This is a genomic window from Billgrantia pellis (assembly GCF_008297955.1).
GTDB classification, from domain to species: Bacteria; Pseudomonadota; Gammaproteobacteria; order Pseudomonadales; family Halomonadaceae; genus Halomonas; species Halomonas pellis.
Map to the genome: position 1 here is coordinate 392910 of NZ_VTPY01000001.1, position 23488 is coordinate 416397.

The following is a 23488-nucleotide window of genomic DNA, read 5'->3' on the forward strand; positions in this document are numbered from 1 at the left end:
GTGGGTCGAGGGCCTGCCCAAGCGAGAAGGGTAGAGAGGGCGCATGTCGAACCGTAGGCTCAATGCCCAGATCACCATCGGCGGCACAGTCGCCCGCTCGCTCACCAAGGGTCTCACCGACACCAAAGGGCAGCTGGCTGAGGTCGGCGGCGCCATCCGCAACGCCGAGAGCCAGCAGCGCCGGCTGTCGCGCGAGATGGAGAGCATGGGCCGCGCGGGCATGAACATCGACCCGCTGCGCCGTCGCTATGCCCAGCTATCCGACGAGATCGACCGCTTACGTCGCCGCCAGGAAGCGCTGAATCGTCTGGCGGCTGCCGACGTTGGCGGCAAGTTCCGCACCATGACCACCGAGGTGGGGCGCCTGGCGCGTCGCACCGCCATGCTCGGCACCGCCGCGGCAGGCAGCATCTTCGCGGTAGCCAACAGCACCTCTCAGCTCGGCGACAACGTCGCCAAGCAGGCAGACAAGATCGGCATCGGCGTGCGTGAGCTCCAGGAGCTGCGCTACGCCGGTGAGCGGGGCGGCATGGCGGTAGGTTCCCTCGACAGTGCCGTGAACCGCTTCACCCGTCGCTTGGGGCGTGCTGCCCAAGGTACCGGTGCCGCGAAGAGGGCCTATGACGAGCTGGGGCTGTCAGCGGAACAGCTCGCCTCAATGAGCCCCGACGAGGCCCTGGCCTTGGTGGCGGATCGCTTGGAGGACGTGGAGAACCACACCGACAAGCTGGCCTATGCCTCCGCCCTGTTCGGCAACGAGGGAGAGGGCATGCTCAATGTGCTGCGCGGTGGCTCTGCAGCCCTGCGGCAGTACGCGGACGACGCTGCCCGCACCGGCTACATCCTCAGCGAGAAGGCAGCCCGCGACGCCGAAGTTTTTCAGGACACCTTGCTGGATACACGCCTGAGCCTGGCGGGACTCAAGAATATCGTCGGCTCCGAGCTGATGCCGGTAGTCGCCGACATGATGGGCCAGTTCACCGGCTGGCTTGCGGAAAACCGGGACCAGGTGCGCCAGTGGTCTACGTTGTTTGCCGATCGGCTGCGTCAGGCGGTGCCCATTATCGGCGAGCTGGCCAGTGGCATCGGCACGGTCGTTTCCACCGTCGGCACTGCAGTCAACCGCACCGCCCAGCTGGTCGGCGGCTTCGACAACCTGGCGATGATCGTCGGCGGGATCTTCGCCAGCAAGGCCATCGTCTCGGTCGTGTCCTTCGGCCTCGCCATCGGAAAGGCGGGCATGGCGCTCTGGTCCCTCGCCGGCACCTTCCCGGTAGTGGTCGGTGGCATCAAGGCCATCGGCGCGGCGCTCATGGCCAACCCGATCGGAATTGCCGTCGGCGTCATCGCTGGCGCTGCGTACGTGATCTATCGCAACTGGGACTGGATCGGCCCATGGTTCGGAAAGCTGTGGGATGGCATCAAGTGGGTCGCCAGTGTTGCATGGGAAGGGCTTAAGACCATCGTGAGTTGGTCGCCGCTGGGCTTGATCGTTCGCGCCTGGGCGCCGATGGCGACCAAGGTCGGCGAGATCGTCGGCTTGGCCAGGGACATGGCGGGCGCCGCGTGGGATTGGATGGCGGCGAAGCTCTCCTGGTCGCCGCTCGAAACCATCTCCAACGCCTGGGGCGGTCTGGCCGAGTGGTTTGGCGGCCTCTGGGATGGCATCACCGAGCGCGCCGCGCGCGCCATCGACTGGATGGTCGGCAAGCTGGAATGGGTGGGCGATGCCTTCAACAAGGTCAAGGGCTGGATCACCTGGGGCGAGGATGACGATGCCGACGAGATCCGCGCCCAGCTTGGCGGGGGGAATGCCGGCGCCCTGGGGCTCACTACGAACCGTGAACGCAGGGAAGCAGAAAGCGAAGCCACCGTCGAGCGTACGGCGCCCAACCTTGGCCCAGAACGCCCTCGCCTGGCCGAGCAGCGCACAGCCACCGAGCGAGCACGCGAGGTGGTTAACAACATCACCAACAACCTGACGCTCCACGTGACCCGGCGCGAGGGCGAGGCCGATGCCTCCTATGCCCGACGCATCACCGACATGGTCATAGAGGAGCTGAACGCCCGCCAGCAGGGAGCCCTTTACGATGGCTGAGGTCATGATGCGGCTGGGCGAATTCTCGTTCAGCATCGATACCGCTGCCTATCAGCAGCTCATGCGGGTCACGCGCTACCGCTGGAGCCGGCAGTCTCGCGTCGGCACGCATGACGCTCTGCAGTTTACCGGCTACGGCGGGGACCAGATCACCCTGACCGGGAAGATCTATCCGGGCTGGCGCGGTGGTGCGGGACAAATCCGTGAAATGCGGGCCCAGGCCGCCCAGGGAAAGCCGATGATGCTGGTCGATGGCAACGGCTACATACATGGCCGGTGGGCCGTTGAAAGCGTCGAGGAGCAGGCCGACATCTTCGCCCCAGCGGGCGTACCTCGCCGTCAGCAATTCACCCTGCAGATGGAGTTCTTCGACGATGGCCCGCAAGTATCGGACACGTGACGGCGATACCGTCGACTGGATTTGCTGGCGCGCCTATGGACGGATCTCGCCCGGGCTAGTCGAGCGGGTGCTCGATGCCAATTGCGGCCTAGCGGACGAAGGCCTCATGCTGCCGGCGGGCCTCCTGATCTCCCTGCCAGATGATCCGCAACCGGCCATTAGCAGGAGGGTTCGGCTGTGGGGATAACCATTGCGCCGACCTTCCGGCTTACGGCTAACCAGGACGACATCACGGCCGCGATCCGCGAGCGGTTCGTCTCCTTGCGTATCGTCGACCGGGCCGGGCAGGATAGCGACGAACTTTCTTTGGTGCTGGCCGACCATGACCCCACAGCGCCGATCGCGTTGCCGGCGGCTGGCGCCGAGCTGGAATGCTGGCTGGGGTATGACGATGCCGCCGAGAGCCTCGGAACCTATGTCGTCGATAGCGTCGAGCTCACTTGGCCGCCCAACCAGGTGCGCATCGTGGCCAAGGCCGCGCCACTGGCCAAGAGCGAATCAGGACAAGGCAGCAACCGCCTGATGCTCCAGACCAAGAAGACCCGCAGCTGGAATGCCGGCACGCTGCTCGGCGACATGACGCGCACCATCGCCCAGGAACATAGCCTCGAGGCTGTGGTTCAGCAGGCCATGGCCAGCATCGCACTGCCGCATGTCGACCAGATCAACGAATCAGACATGAACCTGCTGACGCGCCTGGCGCAGCAGTATGACGGGATCGCCAAGCCGGCCGCCGGACGTCTTGTGCTTGCGCGCCGCGGCGCGTCGAGGGCGGCATCGCCTGACGAGCCCCAACTACCTACCGTCCCGATCACCCCAGACATGGTTTCGACCGGCCGCATGCAACTCGCGAAGCGCCGCGCCGCCGGCAGCGTCACCGCGCAGTGGCGGGACACGGAAGAGGGCGAAACGGTGGACGTGACGGTGGGGCAGGACGAACCGATCAACCGGCTGGGCACGGTATTCCCTGACGCCGAGAGCGCCATGGCGGCCGCTCAGGCCGAATGGCGCCGCAGCCAGCGTGGAGAGCAGCGCCTCGACATCTCACTCCCCGGCGACCCGCGCTTGATGGCAGAGGGCCGCCTCAAGCTCCAGGGCTTCCGGGAAGGGGCCGACGGTGAATGGCTGATCACCCAGGTGGAGCACCGCCTCGACGCCGACGGTTACTCCTGCCGGGTGCAGGCGGAGCTGCCCGGCTCCTGACGTTGTAGGAAATTCGCCATCCATCTGTGAGACTTTGTCGTAATACGTTGCGCTCAGTAGCGATCACGTTACCGAGTGAATATGCTTAGGTTGCAACCTAAGAAAACGCAGGCAAGGAGCAGGGATTATGGCGCTAGTAGCATGCCCCGAGTGCAACCATCAGGTAAGTGACTCGGCTTTCAAATGCAGTCAGTGCGGTCATCGGCTGCGCAAAGCGAAACGTGGCCTGTTCGGCACGCTTTTCAAGTGGAGCTTCATTTTATTCAACGTGCTTATGGCCGTCTGGCTGTTCTCCTCGTTCGGCATAATGGGCGAGGCAATGCAGTCCTCACAGAACGAGTATGAGCAAGCGGGCGCAGCGATTGGTAGTGCCCTGGGTATGGGCATGATCGTGACAACTTGGGCGCTCGGCGACATCATCCTCGGCCTGCTGGTGCTGTTCACGCGGCCGAAGGAGGCCTGACCATGTTTCGAGCTCTGATGGTCTTGGCATTGCTGGCGCTGCCGTTCGCTGCCAGTGCCCAGGAGATGCCCCGATACGATGTCGAGGCACACTGCGAAGAGATCGCCAGCTTCGGGGGCGAATTCAGCAACATGACCTACAACGGCTGCATTCAGATGGAGCAGTCAGCCTACGACGGGCTGAAAGGTCAATGGGCAAGTCTGCCTGGCAACATCCAGCGGCACTGCGATGAAATCGCGTCGTTTGCCAGCCCAGGCAGCTACAGCACCCTGCAGGGCTGCGTGCAGATGGAAGTATCGGCGGGGCAGAACCGAGGGCAATTCAGCTTCGATTGAAGTCTGCCGGCAGGTCTCGATCGGGCGCCTCGGTGGCGCCCTTTTCATTGGCGAGCAGCTCTTCAAGGCGGCGGGCGGCCTCACGGCATAGGCTGCTGTAGGGCTTGGCCTTCAGCTTCGCGAGTAGCTCAGTGTCGGTCATTTTCTGTCGCATGCTGGCTCCTTAGGCGCCAAGCCGATATGGGCTCAAGCTTACAAGACTTTGCGAGATGGCGCATGGGGCCGGATCGGAGGTTGCGTCAAGATATGGAGGTGTCGCCTGGATGCGCAGTCAGCGAAGCTGCCAGGGACGAATGCAGGCGGCACTGGTGCAGACCACCCCTCGCCAGGGAAGGCGAATGGGGCTCGCTCCCCTCAAGTCTCAGCTACACTTCCACCATGTGTGGACGATACGCGATCTACAGCAACCCTCCCGCGCTTTCGAAAGCTCTGCGCCTCTCGCTAGAGCTGCACGACCGCATGCCTCGCTATAATGTCGCCCCCGGCACATGGATCACTGGGATACGCCAGACAGTTCCCGATCATCCGCCCGAGCAGCTCGAACTCTGGTGGGGGTATAGGCCGAAGTGGGCGAAGGGCAAGGCGGCGCAGCCAATCAACGCCCGCGTCGAGACCGTGGCCACGTCCGGCTACTTCAAGAACGCTTTCTCCCGTCACCGATGCCTGATACCCGCCGATGGCTGGTTCGAATGGATCTCTACCGAGACCGGTAAACAGCCTCACTTCCTGACACGCACCGACCGCGAGCCCTTCGCTTTCGCAGGCATCTATGCCGAGCGGGAGGACGGCAGTTTGGGCTGCGCGATTCTCACTGAACCGGCCCGGGGAGCTGCGGCAGAAGTTCACGATCGGATGCCTTTGATTCTTGATACGGCAAGCGTCGAGCCGTGGCTAGATCCTGATCTGACCGACAGAGAGACGATCCGCAACGTTGTGCGTCACATCAATGCTGACCTGATCGAACACTGGCCTGTCAGTCGTTCAGTCAATAAGCCCGCAGAGGGCCAAGGCTCCGAGCTCGTCAACCCCGCCTAGCGTGCTTTCACCGTCAGCAACTCATCCCATCGGGTCGTATACCGCGGCGTCCGTCGCTCGCAGCGCAGCGTCCAGGCATTGCCTTCTCGCGGCACACCCAGGCGCACGGTATCTCGCCCCATCTCTCCAGGGGGCTGATGCGGAAGGGGAAACGGCGTTGGTGCAGCTCTACCATTGAGTAGAGCTTTTTCATCTCACCTCAACCTTGGAGCGGAGGTTTTTTGCCGCGGCTATGAAGTTCTGAAGGTCCTCTGGACTATGCTGGCGCACTGCCCATTCATCATGCTTCATCATAGGCTCGAGAGCGCTGCGATAGTGGTCTACTGCAGGGGTTATCCGCCTTCTGTCACGATTTGCCAGGTTCGCCAGCATTTTGGTGAGCTCTGGATCCCTTGGGCACTTGTGAAGGCCTAAGTCCGTTGGGGCAGCGAGAAACGCCTCGAGGCCTTCACGTACTGCCTGAGTGGCAACGTTGTATTCCTGCCTTTTTGAGTTGGCCAGGGCTCCTTTCCAGCCTATCCCCCCGCCTATTATCCCACCCACTACAGCTGTGAGGAGAGGCCAAGCCATATCCATCGCCGACATGAGGAAAGGATCTGTGGCGCCAGTGGGTTCCATGTTGTGCCTCGCCTGATTAGATTGCGTTCATACTGCCGTAAAACCCAGCCGGAACGCCAGCAACCACGCGGAGCGTATATGCTGTATATGCCTCCAGTTTGATAGGTGGTTTCCCCTTGGATGGCAATGCCTTAGGAGAACGGCTATGCAACACTGGCAGTGTTGAGGTCAGCGGTTCGATCCCGCTAGGCTCCACCAACACGTTTTGAAGAATCAGCCGCTTGGCGCATCGCGCCAGGCGGGTTTTTCGTTGTGTCGTAAAAAAGTCGCAAAATTCCTCCGCTTTCAGGCACTGCCCAGCAGCGCTTCCCTTACTCCTGGATGGCCGCCCGAGCTGCGCCATCACCACCGACCCCGCCCGCGGCGGCGCCCAAGCCATCCGCGCCCCTTGACGGACCGCGAGACCATCCTGACTGTGGTTCGTCATCTCGACGCTGGGCTGATTACGCATTGGCCGGTGAGTCCACGAGTCAACCAGCCCGCTGGCGCCGGTGAAGCCTGGTTGCACAATCCCGCATAAACAGCCATTTAAATCGTTAGTTAGCTGATGTATGTTTAATAACGAGTCGCCTAACCATGCGTTCCTTTGCTGTGTTCGCCTTAAGTACGCGTCTCATCGCACCGCCCGGCCAGCAATGGCCGGGCTTTTTATTTCGACACGCTCTAGCAGTAGCCAATATCTTACGTTACGAGTGGTCAATCTCTTACACAGCACGTAACACAGGTTATGTCGGTGGGCAACGGGAAGTGACATTGTAGGTCTAGAGCAAAGGAAAGCTCTTGAGGAAAACGAGCAGGACGCTCGAGGAACCAGGGATGCGCCGACAGGATGTCAGTGGAATGGCTAGCAAGGAAGCGCTGTTCGAAGGCCCGGCTGTATGCCGGGCCTTCTTTTATGCAACGGTCTGCTCATCGCGTCGCACGACAAGAACTCGTCATTTCTTCTTTCGCATGAAAGGAAATACCCGCCCCATGGCATCCGCGAGCACCTGGTCGAGCGGTTTATGGTGCAAGCTGACCGCGGCCCTCGCGGCGGTGTATGTCCCCTTGTACTCCTTAGCTATTTCCTCGTCAGTCATAGAATCAGGTAACTGCTCGTTTTTTCGGATCACATCGATGACGGCCTTGTCCATGTCGCCCTCCATTGTTGCCACTTACTGTCGAGCGTAGTGCAGAACCGCACTGTGGGGGAATCGTCTTCCCACGGGTAAGCTGGGTAGCTCATCCCATCGTGTGGGGTATCGCTGGGTAAGGTTGACGCAGCGCAGCCGCTCGGCCCGCTCTCCCCAGGCTGACGTTCGAGTACAATCTGCTTGTGACGTGCGTACGCCGTAGCGCACGGCGATGCCTTGCCATGGTGGGTTGCTCTGTGTCGAGATGCTGATGTATCCAGTGTCGAAACGACAGGTCGCCCGCGCTGTAAGCGATCTCGCACAAAGCGGAGAGACAACGGCCTACAGTATTCATCTGTTCCGCCTGATCTCAATCATGACATGCTGAGGGCGTGCCATGGAGAGGTATGCCAAGGATCGGTGCACGAGGGATGCGCAAGAGAGGCTTCGACCAAGCCGTCGGGGCCTCTCTCGCATGAGCTGACATCGGCGAATTACCGCACACCGAGCGCTATGGAGCGCTCAACGGCTAGGGCTCCGCTCCGTTAGCCAATCACTCGATTCATCAGGCATGCCGGCTCCTAGTGCGCTGATAGGAAAGGGAAACTGGCGCTGGTGCCGCTCTACCATTGCGCGTCACTCGCTAAGGGGTGGCGCGGGCGGGCGGTAACTTGTCATCGCCCGGGCACACTTGAAAAGGAGAGATACCTCTGGCTTATTAGCCTAACGATGTCGGCGCAACGGTGGCCGGAAGTGATTCGCTGGGCAGCGTTGCTTGACGCATGCTTGCTAGCTTTCATACTCATTCCATTCCATTTTCTCGGACCGACCCGAATCTAAAGATGATACTGAACGAGTAAGAAAAAGCAGTTGTCTATCCTCGCTTACATCTCGTTGAGACGAATGGGGAATTTCTTCTTTATCATCCGTGCGGAACCTGGCAACTAGTTCAGTAAGTTGTTTTGCCTGAATCTCGAGAGAAGCAGCGGCAGCGCTGGTCTGCTCGACTAGGGAGGCATTCTGCTGGGTTATGGAATCCATGGCAGTGATAGCGGTATTGATTTGATCAATGCCACTGTTTTGCTCGCGAGTTGCGATAGCGATTTCCTTCATCAAGTTCGAAACCTGGCGAATCGACTCGACCGTCTGGGTAATGGTTTTTCCGCTGCGCGTAGCTTGCTCGGATCCATTGGCAATTTGGACAGTCGTCGATTCTACTACAGCGCGGATCTCTTTTGCAGAAGCCGCACTTCGGCTAGCCAAGGAGCGAACCTCATTGGCAACGACTGCAAATCCTCGACCCTGTTCGCCAGCTCGGGCTGCTTCAACGGAAGCGTTCAGAGCAAGGATATTAGTTTGAAAGGAAATGGCGTCGATGACCTCAACAAACTCATTGATCTTGCTTGAGCTTACTGCTATATCCCGCATAAGTTCAATGGTGCGCAGGACATCTTGACTACCGGCTTCTGCTGTATCGGCGGCATTGGAAGAAAGCCGATCCGCTTCGCTCGCAGTATCCGTATTTTGACGGACGGTAGAAGCCAATTGCTCCATGCTGGAAGCGGTTTCCTGCAAAGAGGAGGCCTGTTCCTCGGTACGCGAAGAAAGGTCTTGGCTACCGACCGCGATTTCATTCGATCCAATATAAACGTTCTTACTACTGCTACGCAGAGAGCTAACTAAGTCGCTAAGGTTATTTTGCATAATGTTCAGGGTCGACAAAAGCAAGGATATCTCATCCGATCCTTTTATAACGACCTTCGATGTCAAATCGCCATCGGCGACTCGCTGAGCTACTCCTACTGCGCGTTGCAGGGGGTTCACGATGCTGCGGGTAATAGCATAAGCCAAGAAAACAGCCAGCAAGAGAGAAATTGCAGAAAAGGTCACTAATGACTTGCTCGCAAACTGATATTGATTGCTGATGTCCTGATTGGCTGCTTCCACCCTGGATAACACGGCTTGTTCTATCTGTTCAGCCATCTCTTCCAGGTGGTAAATTTCCTGTTTGTATTCGCTGAAAGCATTATTCGCGCTTGTCGTGTCGCTAAGTCTGCCGATTTGTATATTGTCATAGACACTGTTGAATCCGTCGGCATAGCTGTTTAAGGCGTTGCCAGCTTCAGTGTAAAGCGCACGTATGTTTTCCGACTCCGTCAAAGAGGAGCCGTTTAGTAAAACTTCCCCAAGTCTACCGTGTGTGGAATGCCATTTGTCGTAATAAGCTTCTCGCTTTTCTTGGTCGCTGATGTTTATAAAAGCGTCTTTTTCATAGCGGCGGAGTTGTAAGGAAAGTTTTTGCACTAGCGCAGAGTTTGAGGCAAGTGCCACATCTCTTTCCAAAGTGTTAGTTGTCGTTGTGTTGATGGATTTAAGCCCAAGCATTCCTGCGCCGAAGATGCTTAAAAGTAGCAGAGACACGCTGCCGAAGGCGATGGCGAGCCTAGTACCAATTTTGACGCGTGAGAGCATGTTCCAGTACCGCTGAAAGGGATTGAGATCCCTTTATCGGCCTTGGTATCTAGAACTTAAGTCTACATAAGGCTTAGACATCGCCGGGCACTTCTTTCGAAGGCTGGGGGCTCGCCTCGGGGTGCAGGCAGCGCCTTCCCGCCCGCCAGGTGTCGAGCAGGAACTGCAGGCCCAGCAGGCCGAAGCCGATGGGTAGCGTGGCGTAGGGGATGACGGTCGGGGTGCCCAGTGCACTGGAAACACGCTCGCCGTACTCGAAGGCCTGCCACGCCATGATGCCGCCGCGCCATACCATGACGAAGCTGAAGATGGCGCCAAGCAGGCCCGTGATCACGCCGACCAGGGCCTGGGCGCGCAACGGCAGCTTGTGGGCGAAGAACTCGATACGGATATGGGCGTCGTGCCGCTGGGCCTCGGCCGCGCCCATGACGGCGAGATAGACCAGCAGGAAGGAGTTGACCTCCAGGCTCCAGCTGGTCGGGGCCGAGAACACGTGGCGCATCACGGCGTCATAGCAGATAGTCAGCGCCATGAAGACAAGTACCACGATCGAGGCGCCGCGAAGGACGGCCATCAGGCCGTCCCACCCGCGCATGACGTTGCGGGACATGACACTCTCCTCAGGCTTCGCCGAGCGCCAGAGCAATGGCGCGTTCGCCAACCTCCCCGCCGACTTCGCCCTTCCAGTGCTCCCATACCGCTTCGGTGGCATCGTTGAAAGCGGCCAAGTCCTCCTCGGAAGGTTCGATGACTTCGATGCCGGCCTCTTCCATCATCGGCCAGTACTCGTTGGGGTAGATGTCCTCGTTGCAGTGCTCGATGAAGTTCTCGTCGTACCACTGAGCGGCCTCTTCCAGCGCGGTGCGCACCTCGCTGTCGAGGCTGTCCCAGCGGTCACGGAGCATGAACGGTGCCACCGTGAAGCCCGTGACGGGCAGCTTGTAGCAGACCGCCAGTTGCTCGTGCAGGCTGCGTCCGACGATGGTGGAAATATTGAAGATGCCGGCGTCCACGGTACCGCGCTGCAGGGCCTGGTAAGTTTCCGATGAGGGAATACGGGTGGCACCAATATCGTAGCTTTCCAGCGCGGTGGTGGCCTCGTAGCCCACCACGCGGACCTTCTTGCCGCGCAGGTCCTCAAGCGTTCGAATCGGATTCTCCTCGGTGCTCCAGATGTACTCCGGCTCGAGGACGCCGCCGCCGGAGCAGAGCATGTAGAGGTTCTCTTCGGCGAGTTGTTCGTTGATCAATGTCATCAGCGGACTGCCGAGCTTGAGGCGCTCGGGATGACGGTAGAGTTCGTTGACCACGCCGGGTAGGCCGGTGATACCGAGGATCGGCAGCGAGCGGGTGATGTAGGAAAGCGTGTGGAACATGAAGTCCACGCTGCCGGCGCGCAGGGCCGGCAACTGCTCGTCGGCGGTGAGCAGTTGGCCGGAGTGATGGTAGTCGAAGTCGATGGCGTCGGCGTGGTTGTCGGCCAGGAACGTGACGAAACCATCGGAGCCGTAGCTCAGCGCCTTGTAGGAGGGCGTGATGTAGTTCACCCCGGTCAGCGACGTGGCGGCCATGGCGCGGGGAGAGAACAAACGGTGCCCGCCGAACATGGCGGCGCCGGCGGTGGCGAAGGTGCCGTACTTGAGCAGCTGGCGGCGTGTGAGAGTCATGTCGTTGTCTCCTGCTTGTTATTGTCATGCGAGCGATGTCGCTGGGTGCGGCCGAAGCCGCGTTCTTGCGGGACTACATGAGCCCCGGCAACCACAGGCTGAGGCTGGGGAAGAACACGAACAGCATCAGTACCAGGAACTGCACGGCGACGAACGGTAGTGCACTGCGAATGATCTCTTCGATGGAGAGGTCCGGACACACGCCACGCAAGGCATAAAGGTTCAGGCCCACCGGCGGGGTGACCACGGCGATCTCAAGGTTGAGTACCAGAACGATGCCGAACCACAGCGGATCGTAGCCCAGCGCTTCGACCAACGGCAGCAGGACCGGCGTGGTCACCACGATGAGCGATACCGCGTCGACCAGCATGCCGAGGAGGACCAGCAGCATCATGACCGCCAGCAGGATGGCCCAGGCGGGAAGGCCGCTGGTGGTGAGAGCCTCGGTGAGCAGCTGGGGTACGCGCACCATGTTGAGGTAATCGCCGAAGATCTTGGCGCAACCCATGATCAGCAGGATGGCGCCGCTGATTCGTGCCGTGGTGCCGAGAATCCGAATCAGCTTGGCCCAGGTCAGGCTGCGAAAGACCGCCGCGGCGATGAAGAAAGCGCCGAGCGCCCCGACGCCAGCCGCTTCGCTGGGAGTGGCGAAGCCGGTATAGATCGATCCCAGCACCACCAGCACGAGCAGGGCGGCATGCCAGATCTGCCCCAGGCTATGGAAGCGTTCTCGCCAGGTGAAGCGCTGCTCGGCGATCGGAGCTTCCCCGGGGTTGAAAGTGACACGCAGGAAGATATAGAGCGACAGTGCCAGGGTCAGCACGATTCCTGGGATGATGCCGCCGATGAACAGATCGGCCACCGATACGCTGGAAACCGCGCCGTAGATGATGAACGGCACGCTGGGCGGAATCAGCATCGCCAGCGCACCGGCAGTCACTACCGAGCCGGCAGCCAGGGTGCGACTGTAGCCTCTCTCGAGCATCTGTGGCACGGCGATCGAGCCCACTGCGGCCACGCCCGCCAGGCTGACGCCCGACACGGCGCCGAACATCGCCGAGGCACCCACTGAGGAGATCGCCAGGCTGCCGCGCAGCCAGTTGAGCCAGCGGACCGCTGCCTGGAACAGATTGGCGCCGACCGGCGTGGCGCCGAGCAGGCTCCCCATCAGGATGAACAGTGGAAGCGCGACCATCTCGAACACGTTGAGCTGGCCGAACAGCGACGTGGGGGCGAAGAAGAACGCCAGTGAGCCGCGGGCCATGTACAGTCCTATGAGACCGGCGACTCCCAGCGACAGGAAGATCGGCACGCCGAGCCCGATCATCGCGATCAGGGCGAGGACTACCAGTACGGGATCCATGGACATCTCCTAGATGACCTGGTCGCGTCGAAGCGCATCGAGGATGGCCCTGTCGCAGCCGAGCCAGTCGGCCAGGATCGTGTCGGTATGTTCGCCGAGCGCCGGCCCCACGTGGCGGATCGTCCCCGGTGTGCGTGAGAGGCGTGGGAAGACGTTCTGCATCGGCAGTGGCATGCCGTGGCGGTCGGGTACCTCGACGATCGCCTCGCGGGCGAGGAAGTGCGGGTCGGCCAACATGTCCGGGGCGCGGTAGACCAGGCCCGCCGGCACGCCGGCCTTGGCCAGGATGTCGACGACCTGCTGGGCGTCGTGTTGGCGCGTCCAGGCCGCCACGAGGTCATCGATGGCCTGCTGGTTTTCGCCGCGTGCACGATGGGTGGCATAGTCGGGGTGGTCGGCCAGGGCCGGCTGTCCCATGGCCTTGCAGAGCCGACGGAACACCGTATCTTGGTTGGCGCCGATGATGACGTCGCGGCCATCACGGGCCGGGTAGGCGTTCGACGGGGCGATCTTGGGCAGAAAGCTGCCACTGCGCTCACGCACCTTACCGGCCCGGGCGTACTCGGGGACCAGGCTTTCCATCATCGCCAGCACCGATTCGAAGATGCTGCTGTCGACCACTTGGCCGCGACCGGTGCGCTCGCGCTGATGCAGTGCTATCAGGGTGCCCAGTGCGGCATGCAGACCCGCCAAGGTATCGCCCAGTGAGATCCCGACGCGAACCGGGGGGCGGTCGGGGTAACCGCTGACGTAACGCAGGCCGCCCATTGCTTCGCAGACCGAGGCAAACCCGGCACGCGCAGCATAAGGCCCATCCTGGCCAAAGCCGGTGACACGCACCATCACCAGCCCGCTGTTGTCGCGCGACAGTGCGTCATAGCCGAGCCCCCAGCGCTCCATGGTACCGGGACGGAAATTCTCGATGACGACATCGGCGACGCGAGCCAGCTCGCGTAGCAGCGACTGGCCGCGCGGCTGGCGCAGGTCCAGCGTCAGCGACTGCTTGTTGCGGGCAATGACGTTCCACCATAGCGGCTCGCCCGTATCGCGGTCCGCCTCGCCCCACTGGCGCATGGCGTCGCCCTTGCCCGGCGGCTCCACCTTGATGACCTGGGCGCCAAAGTCGGCCAGCACCTGGCCGCAGTAGGGGCCGGCAATCAGTTGGCCCAGTTCGAGGACCTTGATGTCGGTGAGAGGCGCCGCTGTGTGATCGACGAGTGGGGTCATTGTTGTTGGTTGCCTCCTGACGTCAGTGGTGAGACGCCTCCGGCCGGGCCGGGGCATCGGTGAAGCGTACGTGAAGTGCCTGGGCGGCCAGCAAGTGGGCACGCATCACGCTCTCGGCCCACTCCGGGCTGCCGGCGGCAACGGCTTGCAGGATCTCGCGATGATGACGCATGCTGCGGCGCAGATGGGTGGCGTCGTAGTTGCCGAAGTTGCGTCGTATCACCGAGGTGCGAACCACGCTGTCGAGCACGCTGGCCAGGCGCTGATTATCGCTGGCGAGGATGAGCTCGCGATGGAAGACATGATTGAGATGGGCGATCTCGTTGCGCACACCGGGTCTCCCCTCGATCTGATCGGTGAGTGCTTCCATGCGGGTGGCGAGTTCGTCGAGACGATCGAGCCGCTGTGCGTCCATGCGCTTGCTGGCCAAGCGCACCGCCATGGGCTCCAGGACCAGCCGCAGCTCGAAAACCTCGCGAGCATCCTTCTCCGTCCAGGCCGCCACCCGTGCCCCGTGGTGCGGGATCGCCTCGAGCCAGCCCTCCGACACCAGTTCCCGTAGTGCTTCACGTACTGGCGTGCGGCTTACCTCGAGTTCTCGCGCGATGCGGTTTTCACGAATGTAATCGTGCGCCTGGTATCGACCGTCCAGGATCCGTTGCTTGATTTCGTCGTGCACTTCGGCTGTCGCCGTTCGCACGATAGGGGCCGGTTTGGCATTGATCGCTTTCGCCATGGGCGATCTCACATTGCATACAATCATTAAGTTAGTTCGCTCATGCCCGCCGCGTCGTTAGACTTTAGTGGGACATTGCATGCAATTTCGAGCGCTTGTTCAGGCCAGCGGAAAGTAGGGGGCACGACCCCGAACCGGCTATCGCTTGGCGCGATACGCGGCGTCATGATCGACTGCCTCTTGTGGGGGTTAAACCCACTGCGATGCTGCCTTGTCGTTCGGGCATCCTGGGAAACCTTTCGATACAAAACTGGCTTCCGCGCTGCCGGGCTTTTCCTGCCGGGCGTCGCTAAGGTAGGGAGGGAGAGTCGCAAAGGCTGGGATAATCGTCGGCAAAGGAGGGCAGGATGCGATCACATGATGTGGACGGGGCCGTTGTCGTATTGACGGGGGCCTCCAGCGGTATCGGCCGGGCCTGTGCCTACGAGTTCGCACGACGCGGTGCGGTGCTGTTTCTTGCCGCTCGAGATCGCCATGCTCTGCATGATGTGGCCGAAACGTGCCATCGGCTAGGTGGGCAGGCCAGGATCGAAGTGGCGGATGTCGCCCAGCCGGACGACATGGAACGACTGGCACGGAGCGCGATCGATGCCGCCGGTCGCATCGATGTCTGGGTCAACAACGCCGGAATCGGCGTTCTGGGCGCTTTCGACGAAGTGCCGCTCGAGGCGCATGTACAGGTCATTCAAACCGATCTGCTGGGCTGCGTGCGTGGCGCTCATGCCGTGCTGCCCCACTTCAAGCGTCAACGGAGCGGTATCTTGATCCATAACATCTCCCTGGGCGGCTGGGCACCGCAGCCCTATGCGGCGGCCTACAGTGCGGCCAAGTTCGGCTTGCGGGCGTTTACCGAGAGCCTGCGCGGCGAACTGCATGCCTGGCCGAATATCCATGTCTGCGGGGTCTATCCCACGGTGATGGATACGCCCGGCTTTCGTGACGGGGGCAACTATACCGGCCGCGAGGTTGAACCCGTACCGCCGGTCTACGATCCGCAGCGAACGGCGGAGGCAATCGTCGGCCTGGCCGAGCGCCCGCGCCATAGCGTCTACGTCGGCCTGCCAGCCGTGCTGTCGCGCCTGGCTCAGGCGGTACCGGGCTATGCGGCGATCAACGCTCGGCTGGTAAGTGCCGCTTTGCGTCGTGCAAGGCCGACGCCGATTTCCTCGGGTAATCTTTTTACGCCGCCCAGCGGAGAGCGGCGAATCGAAGGGGGATATCGCGATCGCAACGCGCATCGCGTCGGCTGGTGGCTTGCCGCCTCGGTGGCGACGGCCACGATAGCCGGGGCCTGGTGGGTGAAGCAGCGAAGGGGGAGCAGGTAATTATCGGCTTCCGTGCAGCCGCTCGGTGGCTTGGGCCAGGGCGTCGATGGCACGCTGTCTCAGCCAGGGATGGCCGTCGCGCATGACGTCGACGAGCAGGCGCTGTTCCTTAAGATAGAGGCGGCCGAAACCCGGAACATGATGATACTGCCGATGTTGTGGATCAGGTCGGCGTCCTTGATTCGGGCCGATTCCTGCGGCACGGCTCGATTGGGTCTTTGGGCTGCCATTTCCCACCATCAAGAGGGCACTCACTCGAAAGGGAGGTTCCTGTGAGCGACACCGATCTTGGCACCATGGATGCGGGCCAGCTGTACGATCGCTTTGCCTCGGGAGAGGCTTCGCCATTGGAAGCGACACGCGCCGCGCTCGAGCGTATCGATCGTCTCAACCCTGCCGTGAATGCGTATGTGCGGGTCGACCACGAGGGAGCCCGAGCCGCTGCGGAAGCCTCAACGCGTCGTTGGCGGCAAGGGCGACCGCTGAGCCCGATCGATGGCGTGCCCGTTTCGTTGAAGGATCTTACCGAATCGGTCGGCCTGCCGGCACGAAAGGGATCGCTTACCGTGCCCGATACCCCCTGCGAGCGGGACTCCCCGCCGGCGCAGCAGCTGCGCGAGGCTGGAGCGATCATCCTGGGCAAGACCAATACGCCGGAGTTCGGCTGGAAGGCGATCACCGATAACCGTGTCTTCGGTGCGACCGCCAATCCCTGGGATACTCGGCTGACACCGGGCGGTTCCTCAGGAGGGGCGGCGGTTGCGGCTGCGCTCAACATGGGCGTATTGCATCAGGGCGGGGATTCGGGCGGTTCGATTCGCATCCCGGCAGCGTTTACCGGTGTCTTTGGATTCAAGCCGACCTTCGGCTGGACACCCGAATGGCCCCGCTCGAAGGAGGCGTCATTGTCCCACTTGGGGCCCCTGACCCGCACGGTGCCCGATGCGGCGCGCATGCTCAATGTGATGGGGCGTTACGATTATCGCGACCCTTATGCGCTGCGCGGCCAACCGGACGATTGGGGAATGGAACTGGACAAGGGGGTTCGTGGCTTGCGCATCGCCTTTTCTCCGACGCTGGGTTACGCTCGGGTCGAGCCCGCCGTTGCCGAGTGCGTGCGTGAGGCGGCATGTCGGCTGGCAGCGCTGGGCGCCGAGGTGGAGGAGATAGATTCCGGCTTCGAGTCGCCCATACGCACCTTCCGCATGTTCTGGTTCACCGCATCGCTGGCCGTCTATCGCGAGCACTCCGAACGCCAACGTCGCCTGCTCGATCCGGGCATGGTAGAGGATGCCAAGCGTGCGGAGCGGTGGAGTGCGCTGGACATGTTTTATGCATTGAAGGCGCGAGCCCGGCTCACCGAAAAGCTCGAGCATTTCAACCAACGCTATCATTTGCTGATGACGCCTTCGGTGGCGGTGCGGCCGTTTGCGCTCCAGCATGACGTGCCGCCGGGAAGCGGAATGCGCGATTGGGAGGAGTGGGCGCCGTTCTCCTACCCGTTCAACCTCAGCCATCAGCCGGCGGCGTCGGTACCGTGCGGTTTCACCGCGGATGGCTTGCCTGTCGGCTTTCAACTGGCCGGTGGCAAGCACGACGACACGCGCGTGCTACGCGCCTCTCATGCCTACATGACGGCCTACCCACCGAGATTTCCCGAGGCGCCCGATTCAATGAGCCGCTGCTAAGAGCGCTTCCTCGGTGCTCAATCGCAGGGAGCGTTATGTTCGCTCAGCCAACCCCCGAGTTCATCGGCGGGCAGCGCGGGGCAATACAGGTCGCCCTGTATCAGCCGAGCGGATACCCCTTCGACCCGGGCGGCCAGGGCCGCGTCGTCCACGCCTGCGATCACGGCCTCGATGTCCAGTGCTTCCAGCAAGCGGCAAGAGGCTTCGATCAAGCGCTCACCGCCTGGCCGCTGGACGATCGATCCGACGGCGATGGTGGCTTTGGTGAACGGTAATCGCGAGAGCCAACCCAGATCGATGGGACTGGCACCGATGTCGTCGACAGCGAGACGTATGCCGAGTTGCTCGATTCGCTTGAGCATATGGGTCGCCGTGTCGAGGTGACTGCCCAGGCCATGGCCGGGCAGCTTGAGCGTCAGCCAGTCGAACGAGACAGTGCTCTGTTGGCGCAGGAAGTGATCGAGCGGGCGGCGATCGAAGGTATCGTGTGCCAGGTGGGATTCGCAGAGCGGTACCGCAACGGGTAGCTCGCCGAGCGGTGAGCCGTCTTCCCGCCATTGGTGGTGATCGTTGATGACGCCCTGAATCATCCACCGGTTGAGCCTGACACCAAGGCCAAGCTGCGCGATGACCTCCAGATAGGCACCGGGAGGTTCGTGCCAGCGCTTGGGTTGCTTCCAGCGCAATACCGACTCGAGTCCGGTACAGCGGCCTGAGGCGCGATCGAATTCGGGTTGGTAGTGCAGCAGGAAATGCTGGTCCGGCAAGTGAATGGCCTCGCTGAGAAGGCTCTCGATGCGATGCTTTTCCTTGAGACGTGCCGTCAGCCGGTGGTCGACGAAGGCGAGCCGTCCCGGCCCCTTCTTGCGCGCGGTGTACATGGCGCTGCGCGCCGCCGTGATCAGTGTCTCCTCGTCCTGCGCATCGTCGGGATAGAGCGCAATACCGATCGAGGCCGACATCAGCAGATAACGACCGCTGGAGACGAACGGCGGTTCCAACGTTTCCTGAAGGCGCTCGGCGACGATCTGGGCCGCTTCGGCGATGCCGTCCTTCTCCAGCAGCACCACGAACTGATCGCTGCCGAGTCGGGCCAGCGTGTCCTTGCTGCGCACTGCGCGCTGAAGGCGCTGGGCCAGTTCTCCCAGCATGCGATCGCCTTCGATGTGGCCGACCGCATCGTTGATCGCCTTGAAGCGGTCGATGTCGATGAACAGCAGAGCCAGCGTGCTGTCGGCCCGCTCGGCCTGGGCGATGGCATGATTGAGTCGGTCGCGCAGCAGCAGCCAGTTAGGCAGACCCGTCATCGGATCGACGTGGATCCAGTGACGACTGCCGGTGCGTCCACCTTCGGGAGATGTCAGCAGGATGAAGGTATGCAGGTAGTATTGGGGGCGACGCTCTTCGTCGAGCAGCGCGTCGACCATCATCAGGACCGGCATCGACTCGCCGTCATCGCGACGACACAGAACCTCCTGCTGCCAGGAGGGCGTTTCTCGCTCCTGGCGGCTCTGGTCATCCTCGATCGGTTCGGGCCGGGTGCGCAGTGACGTATAGAAATGAGCGATCGGCCAACCAACGGTTTCAGCCCGATCGCAGCCGGCAATAGCGCAGAATGCGTTGTTCGCCAGTACGATGACGCCATCGGCATCGGTGATGACCACGCCCGCATGGCTCTGCTCGAAGGCGCGCTGAGCGAGCCGGGCCGGGTGCTGGGCAATGGCTTGGATGCTGTCACCCGCAGGGTGTTTGCCTTGGTTCATCGATTCGCTGTCGCAAAAAATAGGATAGGACCCGCATAGCCAATATCGTCCTGCATGGCACAGACTTTAGCCGTTTCTTGCTTCTCCGTTGACGTGGCGCAGTGTGATGTTCGGTAACATGGTTGGATGCACGCCAGGGATTCAAGTTCATCACCTTGGCTGCCGATATTGCGGTTAACTCCCATGTTTCCTCATGGGTCGCCAGGGGAAGGCGATCATATCCCTATGCCTATCGGCAACCGGGATCGCTATCCACCTCGACCGAAGGGGAACTCATTGCAAGCACCGGCTCGTATTGCGTCGTTGGCCCGCTCCCTCTGCTCCCTTCAGGGGCGATTGCTGGCCGGCCTGGCCGGAACCTGGCTGGTGATCGTCGGCGTCGTGCTGATGCTGGCCTGGTGGTTCGGCAAGACGCTGGTCGATGATGTCAATCTCGCCCACCTGCGCTACGAATCGCGACTGATCGCGGACGACCTGACCGAGCAGATCAATCGCCGGCTGCGTTCCTTGGAACGTCTCGAGCAGAGCCTGCGCGGCATGGCGTCGGGTGAGCTGCAAGAGCGTCTGGCGAGCCATCAGGTCCTGATGGAGTGGTTCGAAGGCTTGATGGTAACGGGGCCGGAGGGGAGCGTGCTGGCCGATTGGCCCGTCGTGCCAGGGCGGACCGGTCTCGATACGTCGCAGACAGAGTATTTCCGCATGGTTCGCAGCGCCCCCTGGCCCTACGTCAGCCAGCCGTTTGTCGGCAGAGCGAGCAGCGATGCGCTGGTTCTCATGCTGGTGCCGCGCTTCGACGAGACGGGTGGTTTTGCCGGTGTCGTGGGCGGCATGATCAATCTAACCCGTGGCGGTCTGTTTCGGCGGCTGGAGAGCACGCGTCTCGGTGAGCTGGGCTACGTATCGGTCTTCACCGCGACGGGAGACCGCTTGTTTCATCCGCGAAGCAAGTTCTCGCGAGGCCCCAGCGATGCTGATGCCGATGACGATGAGACACTCGATCTCGCCCTGGTGGGCTGGCAGGGCGAAACCGTCGCCACCAGTATCGATGGCGCCCCCACCCTGATGTCCTACCGCCAGATCTGGCCGGCCGGCTGGATCGTCAAGGTGGCCCTGCCCCAGCGGCAGGTTCGGGCACCGCTGGCCGATTTCCTCGGCAGACTATGGTGGGCCTGGCTCACCCTGGCCGTCATGCTGATGATCAGCATGCGCTGGCTGGTCAGTCGCCTGCTGAAGCCGTTGCATCGGCTCGAACGCCAGATCGCCCAAGTCGGCGAAGGCAAGCGGCGCTACCTCGAGTTGTCGACCAACATGCATGAGTTACGTCAGGTCGCAGGCAGCTTCAACCGACTCGAGCACGAACGCTTGGCGGCATTGAACCATCTACGCGATCGACAAGCCTTTCTCGACGCGGTACTGGGGTCGACGCCCATCGGTATGTTCGTGGCCGATCTCGACGGACGACTCAATTACATGAATCCGTCCCTGCTTGATCTGCTGGGCTTGGATGCCGCTTTTCGCGGACGCGACTGGTGGGGACGCGTCCATCCCGACGACCGCCCAGGTACCGAGGACATGTGGCGTCATACCCTGTTGACCGGTAATGACTTCATGCGGCAAGTGCGCTTTCGGCACCCTGGCGATGTGACGCTGTGGCTGGAGGTGCATGCCAGCCAGGTGCGTGGCAACGAGCAGCCGCTTGGGTTCGTCGGTATGGTCAAGGACATCACCGAACGCCGCCAGCAGGAGGCTCTGCGGCGCTGGGAGGCGGAGCACGATCCTCTGACCGGCCTGCTCAACCGGCGCGGTTTCGAGCGTCGGCTGGAGGAGGCCTTGGCGGAATATGCCAAGACAGGGACGCCTTCCGTGCTGATCCTGTTCGATCTCGATCATTTCAAGCCGATCAACGACGCGGGAGGGCATGCCTTGGGCGACGAAATGCTGAGGCGGATCGCTCAGGTGGTCGCGTGGGAAGTGCGTCGCAGCGACCATGTCGCGCGACAGGGTGGCGACGAGTTCGCCGTGTTATTACCCAGCTGCACGCTCAAGCAGGCAGGTGAAATCGCCGAATCCCTGCGTCGCGTGGTCTCGGTGGTCACGGTGGCCCATGAGGGCAAGGTCTACAGCATTACCTTGAGCATGGGAGTCACCTCTCTGCAGGACGGCGACGATGCCATCGAGACAATACTGGCCCGTGCCGACGCGGCGAGCTACCAGGCCAAGGCAGACGGGCGAAATACGGTGGTCCTGGCCGCCCCGGATGACGATCTGATCGACTCGCTCTGGTAACCGGCTCGATGCGTTGCCGAAACGGTCGAATCTAGACTGAGGCGTTGAACCGGCCTGACTGGGCTGCCACGCGGCCGCTGGCGCGATAGACGGTCTTTTCGGCCGCTTGATGAATGAAGTCGAGCAGGCGGCTGTTCTGCGCCATGCGCAGGCCGACCAGTTCGCCGTTCAGCGTGTTGAGGCGACGGGCTTCGCGGGTCAGCTCGAGCGTCGAGTCCCAGGCTTCCAGGCAGCCGGCTTCCATGGCGGCCTGGCGCGCCCCGACGGTACCTTCGGCATAGCCGAGGCGACGCTGGACACGTTGGCGCATCGCTTCCGTCGCTTCCAGCTTGGCCAGCAATTCCTGCTTATGCGTGGCCAGGTCGGTCAATGCCTGGCCGCCCATGTCGGCGCTGGCCAGCAGGTTGCGTTCCTGCTGCAGCAGCTGGGTAAGGTCGTGCAGGCGCTGTTGCTGCTCCCGAAGCAACTTGAGCAGGCTCATGTGTCACGCGTCTCCGCTGCCAGCGACTCGATGAGGGCATCGGCGATCCGCTCGGCGCGGATTTCCAGGCGCCCTTCGCGAATCGCTTCGCGAATTTCCGCCACCCTGGCCGTGTCGATGTCGCGCGAAGCGTCGGCAGCACCATGACGCAAGTGCGTCGTGGCGCCTGGACCGGCATCCTTCTGGTGAGCCGGGGCGGGACCCTTGACCGGCTGGGCCTCTTCCCGTGATGTCGTCGGGGAGGGGCGGGGCAGGGGGTTCTGGCTGTTGATCTTCACAATATTGGCCTCATGACCGGTGCTTTCCCACCTTATCGGCAGCCTTGCAGGGAACTTTAGGCAAAAAATAGGGCGCGCGTCCATTCGCATGGAAGCACCGACGCCTTCCTCGATGCGGATCGGGCGGGCTCAGAAATCGACGGCCAGCCTGCCGTCGCCCACCACCCTCGCCGTTACCATCTCGCGTGAATCGAAACGTGCACGGATCCTGTCGCCCAGTGCACCTGGTTCCAGCGCTTGGCCTTCGCGCTCGATGCGAAAACCTTGTCCCCGGGCTTCGATCACGACGCGTTGGTTACGCTCCACCAGCGGCAGGCTGCGGAAAAAGTGCTCCTGAAGAGGCTGGCCGGGTTCGATCGCCCGCGTGGCGGCCTGGCCGACGATATTCTCGATATCGATCACGCTACGGTTCGGCAGCTCCGCCAGGTTGCCTTGCTGCATCATGAGATCGTCGCGGCGAACGGTCTCACCGGGCTGTAACGAGCGAGCGAGTACCGGGTAATCGCCGATGACGCCGACGTCGGCCTGCAGATAGCGTACCTGGCGACCCTCGCTGCCGCAGCGAACGCCGACCGATATCCGCCCCAAAGGAACGTCGCCCGGGCGGGTCAGGAAGGGGGCGGGCGATTCGCACGCCGGCAGCCGGGCCGACGGGGGACGTAATTCGATGATCAGTTCGTCACCCAGCACCTGTGCCTCGCGATGCAGGAAGGCATGCACGGCTTCGAGCATGGCATCATCGTCGGCCGCGTGCCCTGCCGGTACCGCCAGTAAGCTCGCAAGGGCGAGCCAGAGCATGGGCAATAGGTGAGGGGCGGAGCGGACGGCAAGCATGAGACGGAGTCCCGCATTGAGGTGATGGCGGGATTCTAGCGCTCGAGCCGTCAGCGAAAGAGTGGAAATGAACCTGGAAAACCTGTCTGTTCGTGCCATTGAGG

The 23488-nt window shown here is 62.0% G+C and carries 24 protein-coding genes; 10 read left to right on the forward strand and 14 right to left on the reverse strand.

Annotated features, from left to right (window positions below; genetic code table 11):
- Nucleotides 1-43: 43 nt before the first annotated feature.
- The 6 genes from F0A17_RS01960 (at nt 44) to F0A17_RS01985 (ending at nt 4499) form a co-directional block, all read left to right on the forward strand.
- A complete protein-coding gene (locus F0A17_RS01960; protein ID WP_149326649.1) occupies nt 44-2098 on the forward strand; it encodes a phage tail tape measure protein in 2055 nt (684 codons plus the stop codon).
- Nucleotides 2091-2498, forward strand: coding sequence for a phage tail protein (locus F0A17_RS01965; RefSeq protein WP_149326650.1), 408 nt, complete (start codon nt 2091-2093; stop codon nt 2496-2498). The genes F0A17_RS01960 and F0A17_RS01965 overlap by 8 nt, the downstream gene beginning before the upstream one ends.
- Complete coding sequence (locus tag F0A17_RS01970) at nt 2473-2685, forward strand: tail protein X (RefSeq protein WP_149326651.1); 213 nt, start codon at nt 2473-2475, stop codon at nt 2683-2685. Before F0A17_RS01965 ends, F0A17_RS01970 begins: the two co-directional genes overlap by 26 nt.
- Entirely contained in the window at nt 2676-3701 is a 1026-nt protein-coding gene (locus F0A17_RS01975) for a phage late control D family protein (RefSeq protein ID WP_149326652.1), read from the forward strand. The genes F0A17_RS01970 and F0A17_RS01975 overlap by 10 nt, the downstream gene beginning before the upstream one ends.
- Nucleotides 3702-3828: 127 nt before the next feature.
- Nucleotides 3829-4164, forward strand: a complete 336-nt coding sequence (locus F0A17_RS01980; protein ID WP_149326653.1) for a zinc ribbon domain-containing protein — start codon at nt 3829-3831, stop codon at nt 4162-4164.
- Nucleotides 4165-4166: 2 nt separating this feature from the next.
- Nucleotides 4167-4499, forward strand: coding sequence for a hypothetical protein (locus F0A17_RS01985; RefSeq protein WP_149326654.1), 333 nt, complete (start codon nt 4167-4169; stop codon nt 4497-4499).
- On the opposite strand, the gene F0A17_RS20535 is transcribed toward F0A17_RS01985, so the two are convergent.
- The gene (locus F0A17_RS20535; RefSeq protein WP_187774590.1) at nt 4486-4653 is read right to left on the reverse strand and encodes a hypothetical protein; all 168 of its coding nucleotides are present in this window, start codon (nt 4651-4653) and stop codon (nt 4486-4488) included. The genes F0A17_RS01985 and F0A17_RS20535 overlap by 14 nt on opposite strands.
- A 224-nt stretch (nt 4654-4877) precedes the next feature.
- Here F0A17_RS20535 and F0A17_RS01990 point away from each other — a divergent pair, with 224 nt between their 5' ends.
- Nucleotides 4878-5534 (forward strand): SOS response-associated peptidase, encoded by a 657-nt coding sequence (locus F0A17_RS01990; RefSeq protein WP_149326655.1) that lies wholly within the window; start codon nt 4878-4880, stop codon nt 5532-5534.
- On the opposite strand, the gene F0A17_RS01995 is transcribed toward F0A17_RS01990, so the two are convergent.
- The 9 genes from F0A17_RS01995 to F0A17_RS02035 all read right to left on the reverse strand — a co-directional run bounded on the left by F0A17_RS01995 (nt 5531) and on the right by F0A17_RS02035 (nt 14729).
- A complete protein-coding gene (locus F0A17_RS01995) occupies nt 5531-5656 on the reverse strand; it encodes a DUF4113 domain-containing protein (RefSeq protein ID WP_149326656.1) in 126 nt (41 codons plus the stop codon). The two genes, F0A17_RS01990 and F0A17_RS01995, sit on opposite strands and share 4 nt — an antisense overlap.
- A gap of 67 nt (nt 5657-5723) precedes the next feature.
- Nucleotides 5724-6152: a hypothetical protein gene (locus tag F0A17_RS02000; RefSeq protein ID WP_149326657.1), complete on the reverse strand. Its 429-nt coding sequence runs from the start codon at nt 6150-6152 to the stop codon at nt 5724-5726.
- 935 nt (nt 6153-7087) lie between these two features.
- Entirely contained in the window at nt 7088-7285 is a 198-nt protein-coding gene (locus F0A17_RS02005; RefSeq protein WP_149326658.1) for a hypothetical protein, read from the reverse strand.
- A gap of 768 nt (nt 7286-8053) precedes the next feature.
- On the reverse strand, nt 8054-9736 hold the full coding sequence (locus F0A17_RS02010; RefSeq protein ID WP_228716772.1) for a methyl-accepting chemotaxis protein: 1683 nt from the start codon (nt 9734-9736) through the stop codon (nt 8054-8056).
- 73 nt (nt 9737-9809) lie between these two features.
- The gene (locus F0A17_RS02015; protein ID WP_149326659.1) at nt 9810-10346 is read right to left on the reverse strand and encodes a TRAP transporter small permease; all 537 of its coding nucleotides are present in this window, start codon (nt 10344-10346) and stop codon (nt 9810-9812) included.
- Nucleotides 10347-10356: 10 nt separating this feature from the next.
- A complete protein-coding gene (locus tag F0A17_RS02020; protein WP_149326660.1) occupies nt 10357-11403 on the reverse strand; it encodes a TRAP transporter substrate-binding protein in 1047 nt (348 codons plus the stop codon).
- Nucleotides 11404-11476: 73 nt separating this feature from the next.
- Entirely contained in the window at nt 11477-12766 is a 1290-nt protein-coding gene (locus F0A17_RS02025) for a TRAP transporter large permease (protein WP_149326661.1), read from the reverse strand.
- 9 nt (nt 12767-12775) lie between these two features.
- Nucleotides 12776-13993, reverse strand: a complete 1218-nt coding sequence (locus tag F0A17_RS02030) for a CaiB/BaiF CoA transferase family protein (RefSeq protein ID WP_149326662.1) — start codon at nt 13991-13993, stop codon at nt 12776-12778.
- A gap of 22 nt (nt 13994-14015) precedes the next feature.
- Entirely contained in the window at nt 14016-14729 is a 714-nt protein-coding gene (locus F0A17_RS02035; RefSeq protein ID WP_187774591.1) for a GntR family transcriptional regulator, read from the reverse strand.
- Between the two features lie 347 nt (nt 14730-15076).
- Between F0A17_RS02035 and F0A17_RS02040 the strand changes: the two genes are divergently transcribed.
- Both F0A17_RS02040 and F0A17_RS02045 read left to right on the forward strand, forming a co-directional pair.
- Nucleotides 15077-16054, forward strand: a complete 978-nt coding sequence (locus F0A17_RS02040) for an SDR family oxidoreductase (RefSeq protein WP_149326663.1) — start codon at nt 15077-15079, stop codon at nt 16052-16054.
- Nucleotides 16055-16326: 272 nt separating this feature from the next.
- Nucleotides 16327-17742: an amidase gene (locus tag F0A17_RS02045; RefSeq protein ID WP_149326664.1), complete on the forward strand. Its 1416-nt coding sequence runs from the start codon at nt 16327-16329 to the stop codon at nt 17740-17742.
- A 17-nt stretch (nt 17743-17759) separates the two neighbouring features.
- On the opposite strand, the gene F0A17_RS02050 is transcribed toward F0A17_RS02045, so the two are convergent.
- Nucleotides 17760-19505, reverse strand: coding sequence for a putative bifunctional diguanylate cyclase/phosphodiesterase (locus F0A17_RS02050; protein ID WP_149326665.1), 1746 nt, complete (start codon nt 19503-19505; stop codon nt 17760-17762).
- Between the two features lie 276 nt (nt 19506-19781).
- Between F0A17_RS02050 and F0A17_RS02055 the strand changes: the two genes are divergently transcribed.
- Entirely contained in the window at nt 19782-21791 is a 2010-nt protein-coding gene (locus F0A17_RS02055) for a sensor domain-containing diguanylate cyclase (protein ID WP_149326666.1), read from the forward strand.
- Between the two features lie 31 nt (nt 21792-21822).
- On the opposite strand, the gene F0A17_RS02060 is transcribed toward F0A17_RS02055, so the two are convergent.
- The 3 genes from F0A17_RS02060 to flgA all read right to left on the reverse strand — a co-directional run bounded on the left by F0A17_RS02060 (nt 21823) and on the right by flgA (nt 23384).
- Nucleotides 21823-22272 carry a flagella synthesis protein FlgN gene (locus tag F0A17_RS02060; RefSeq protein WP_149326667.1) on the reverse strand — a complete coding sequence of 150 codons (450 nt, stop codon included), beginning with the start codon at nt 22270-22272 and terminating at the stop codon, nt 21823-21825.
- On the reverse strand, nt 22269-22550 hold the full coding sequence (gene flgM, locus F0A17_RS02065) for a flagellar biosynthesis anti-sigma factor FlgM (RefSeq protein ID WP_228716773.1): 282 nt from the start codon (nt 22548-22550) through the stop codon (nt 22269-22271). Before flgM ends, F0A17_RS02060 begins: the two co-directional genes overlap by 4 nt.
- Before the next feature lie 129 nt (nt 22551-22679).
- Entirely contained in the window at nt 22680-23384 is a 705-nt protein-coding gene (flgA, locus tag F0A17_RS02070) for a flagellar basal body P-ring formation chaperone FlgA (RefSeq protein WP_149326668.1), read from the reverse strand.
- Between the last annotated feature and the right edge of the window lie 104 nt (nt 23385-23488).

Coding starts and splice junctions, on each gene's coding strand:
- F0A17_RS01995 (WP_149326656.1), bottom strand. CDS start 5,656: ATGGGGCGAGATACCGTGCGCCTGGGTGTGCCGCGAGAAGGCAATGCC.
- F0A17_RS02060 (WP_149326667.1), bottom strand. CDS start 22,272: ATGAGCCTGCTCAAGTTGCTTCGGGAGCAGCAACAGCGCCTGCACGAC.
- F0A17_RS02040 (WP_149326663.1), top strand. CDS start 15,077: ATGCGATCACATGATGTGGACGGGGCCGTTGTCGTATTGACGGGGGCC.
- F0A17_RS02015 (WP_149326659.1), bottom strand. CDS start 10,346: ATGTCCCGCAACGTCATGCGCGGGTGGGACGGCCTGATGGCCGTCCTT.
- F0A17_RS02025 (WP_149326661.1), bottom strand. CDS start 12,766: ATGGATCCCGTACTGGTAGTCCTCGCCCTGATCGCGATGATCGGGCTC.
- F0A17_RS01960 (WP_149326649.1), top strand. CDS start 44: ATGTCGAACCGTAGGCTCAATGCCCAGATCACCATCGGCGGCACAGTC.
- flgA (WP_149326668.1), bottom strand. CDS start 23,384: ATGCTTGCCGTCCGCTCCGCCCCTCACCTATTGCCCATGCTCTGGCTC.
- F0A17_RS01965 (WP_149326650.1), top strand. CDS start 2,091: ATGGCTGAGGTCATGATGCGGCTGGGCGAATTCTCGTTCAGCATCGAT.
- F0A17_RS01980 (WP_149326653.1), top strand. CDS start 3,829: ATGGCGCTAGTAGCATGCCCCGAGTGCAACCATCAGGTAAGTGACTCG.
- F0A17_RS02035 (WP_187774591.1), bottom strand. CDS start 14,729: ATGGCGAAAGCGATCAATGCCAAACCGGCCCCTATCGTGCGAACGGCG.
- F0A17_RS02050 (WP_149326665.1), bottom strand. CDS start 19,505: ATGAACCAAGGCAAACACCCTGCGGGTGACAGCATCCAAGCCATTGCC.
- F0A17_RS01990 (WP_149326655.1), top strand. CDS start 4,878: ATGTGTGGACGATACGCGATCTACAGCAACCCTCCCGCGCTTTCGAAA.
- F0A17_RS02030 (WP_149326662.1), bottom strand. CDS start 13,993: ATGACCCCACTCGTCGATCACACAGCGGCGCCTCTCACCGACATCAAG.
- F0A17_RS02005 (WP_149326658.1), bottom strand. CDS start 7,285: ATGGACAAGGCCGTCATCGATGTGATCCGAAAAAACGAGCAGTTACCT.
- F0A17_RS02000 (WP_149326657.1), bottom strand. CDS start 6,152: ATGGAACCCACTGGCGCCACAGATCCTTTCCTCATGTCGGCGATGGAT.
- F0A17_RS20535 (WP_187774590.1), bottom strand. CDS start 4,653: ATGCGACAGAAAATGACCGACACTGAGCTACTCGCGAAGCTGAAGGCC.
- F0A17_RS02010 (WP_228716772.1), bottom strand. CDS start 9,736: ATGCTCTCACGCGTCAAAATTGGTACTAGGCTCGCCATCGCCTTCGGC.
- F0A17_RS01985 (WP_149326654.1), top strand. CDS start 4,167: ATGTTTCGAGCTCTGATGGTCTTGGCATTGCTGGCGCTGCCGTTCGCT.
- F0A17_RS02020 (WP_149326660.1), bottom strand. CDS start 11,403: ATGACTCTCACACGCCGCCAGCTGCTCAAGTACGGCACCTTCGCCACC.
- F0A17_RS01970 (WP_149326651.1), top strand. CDS start 2,473: ATGGCCCGCAAGTATCGGACACGTGACGGCGATACCGTCGACTGGATT.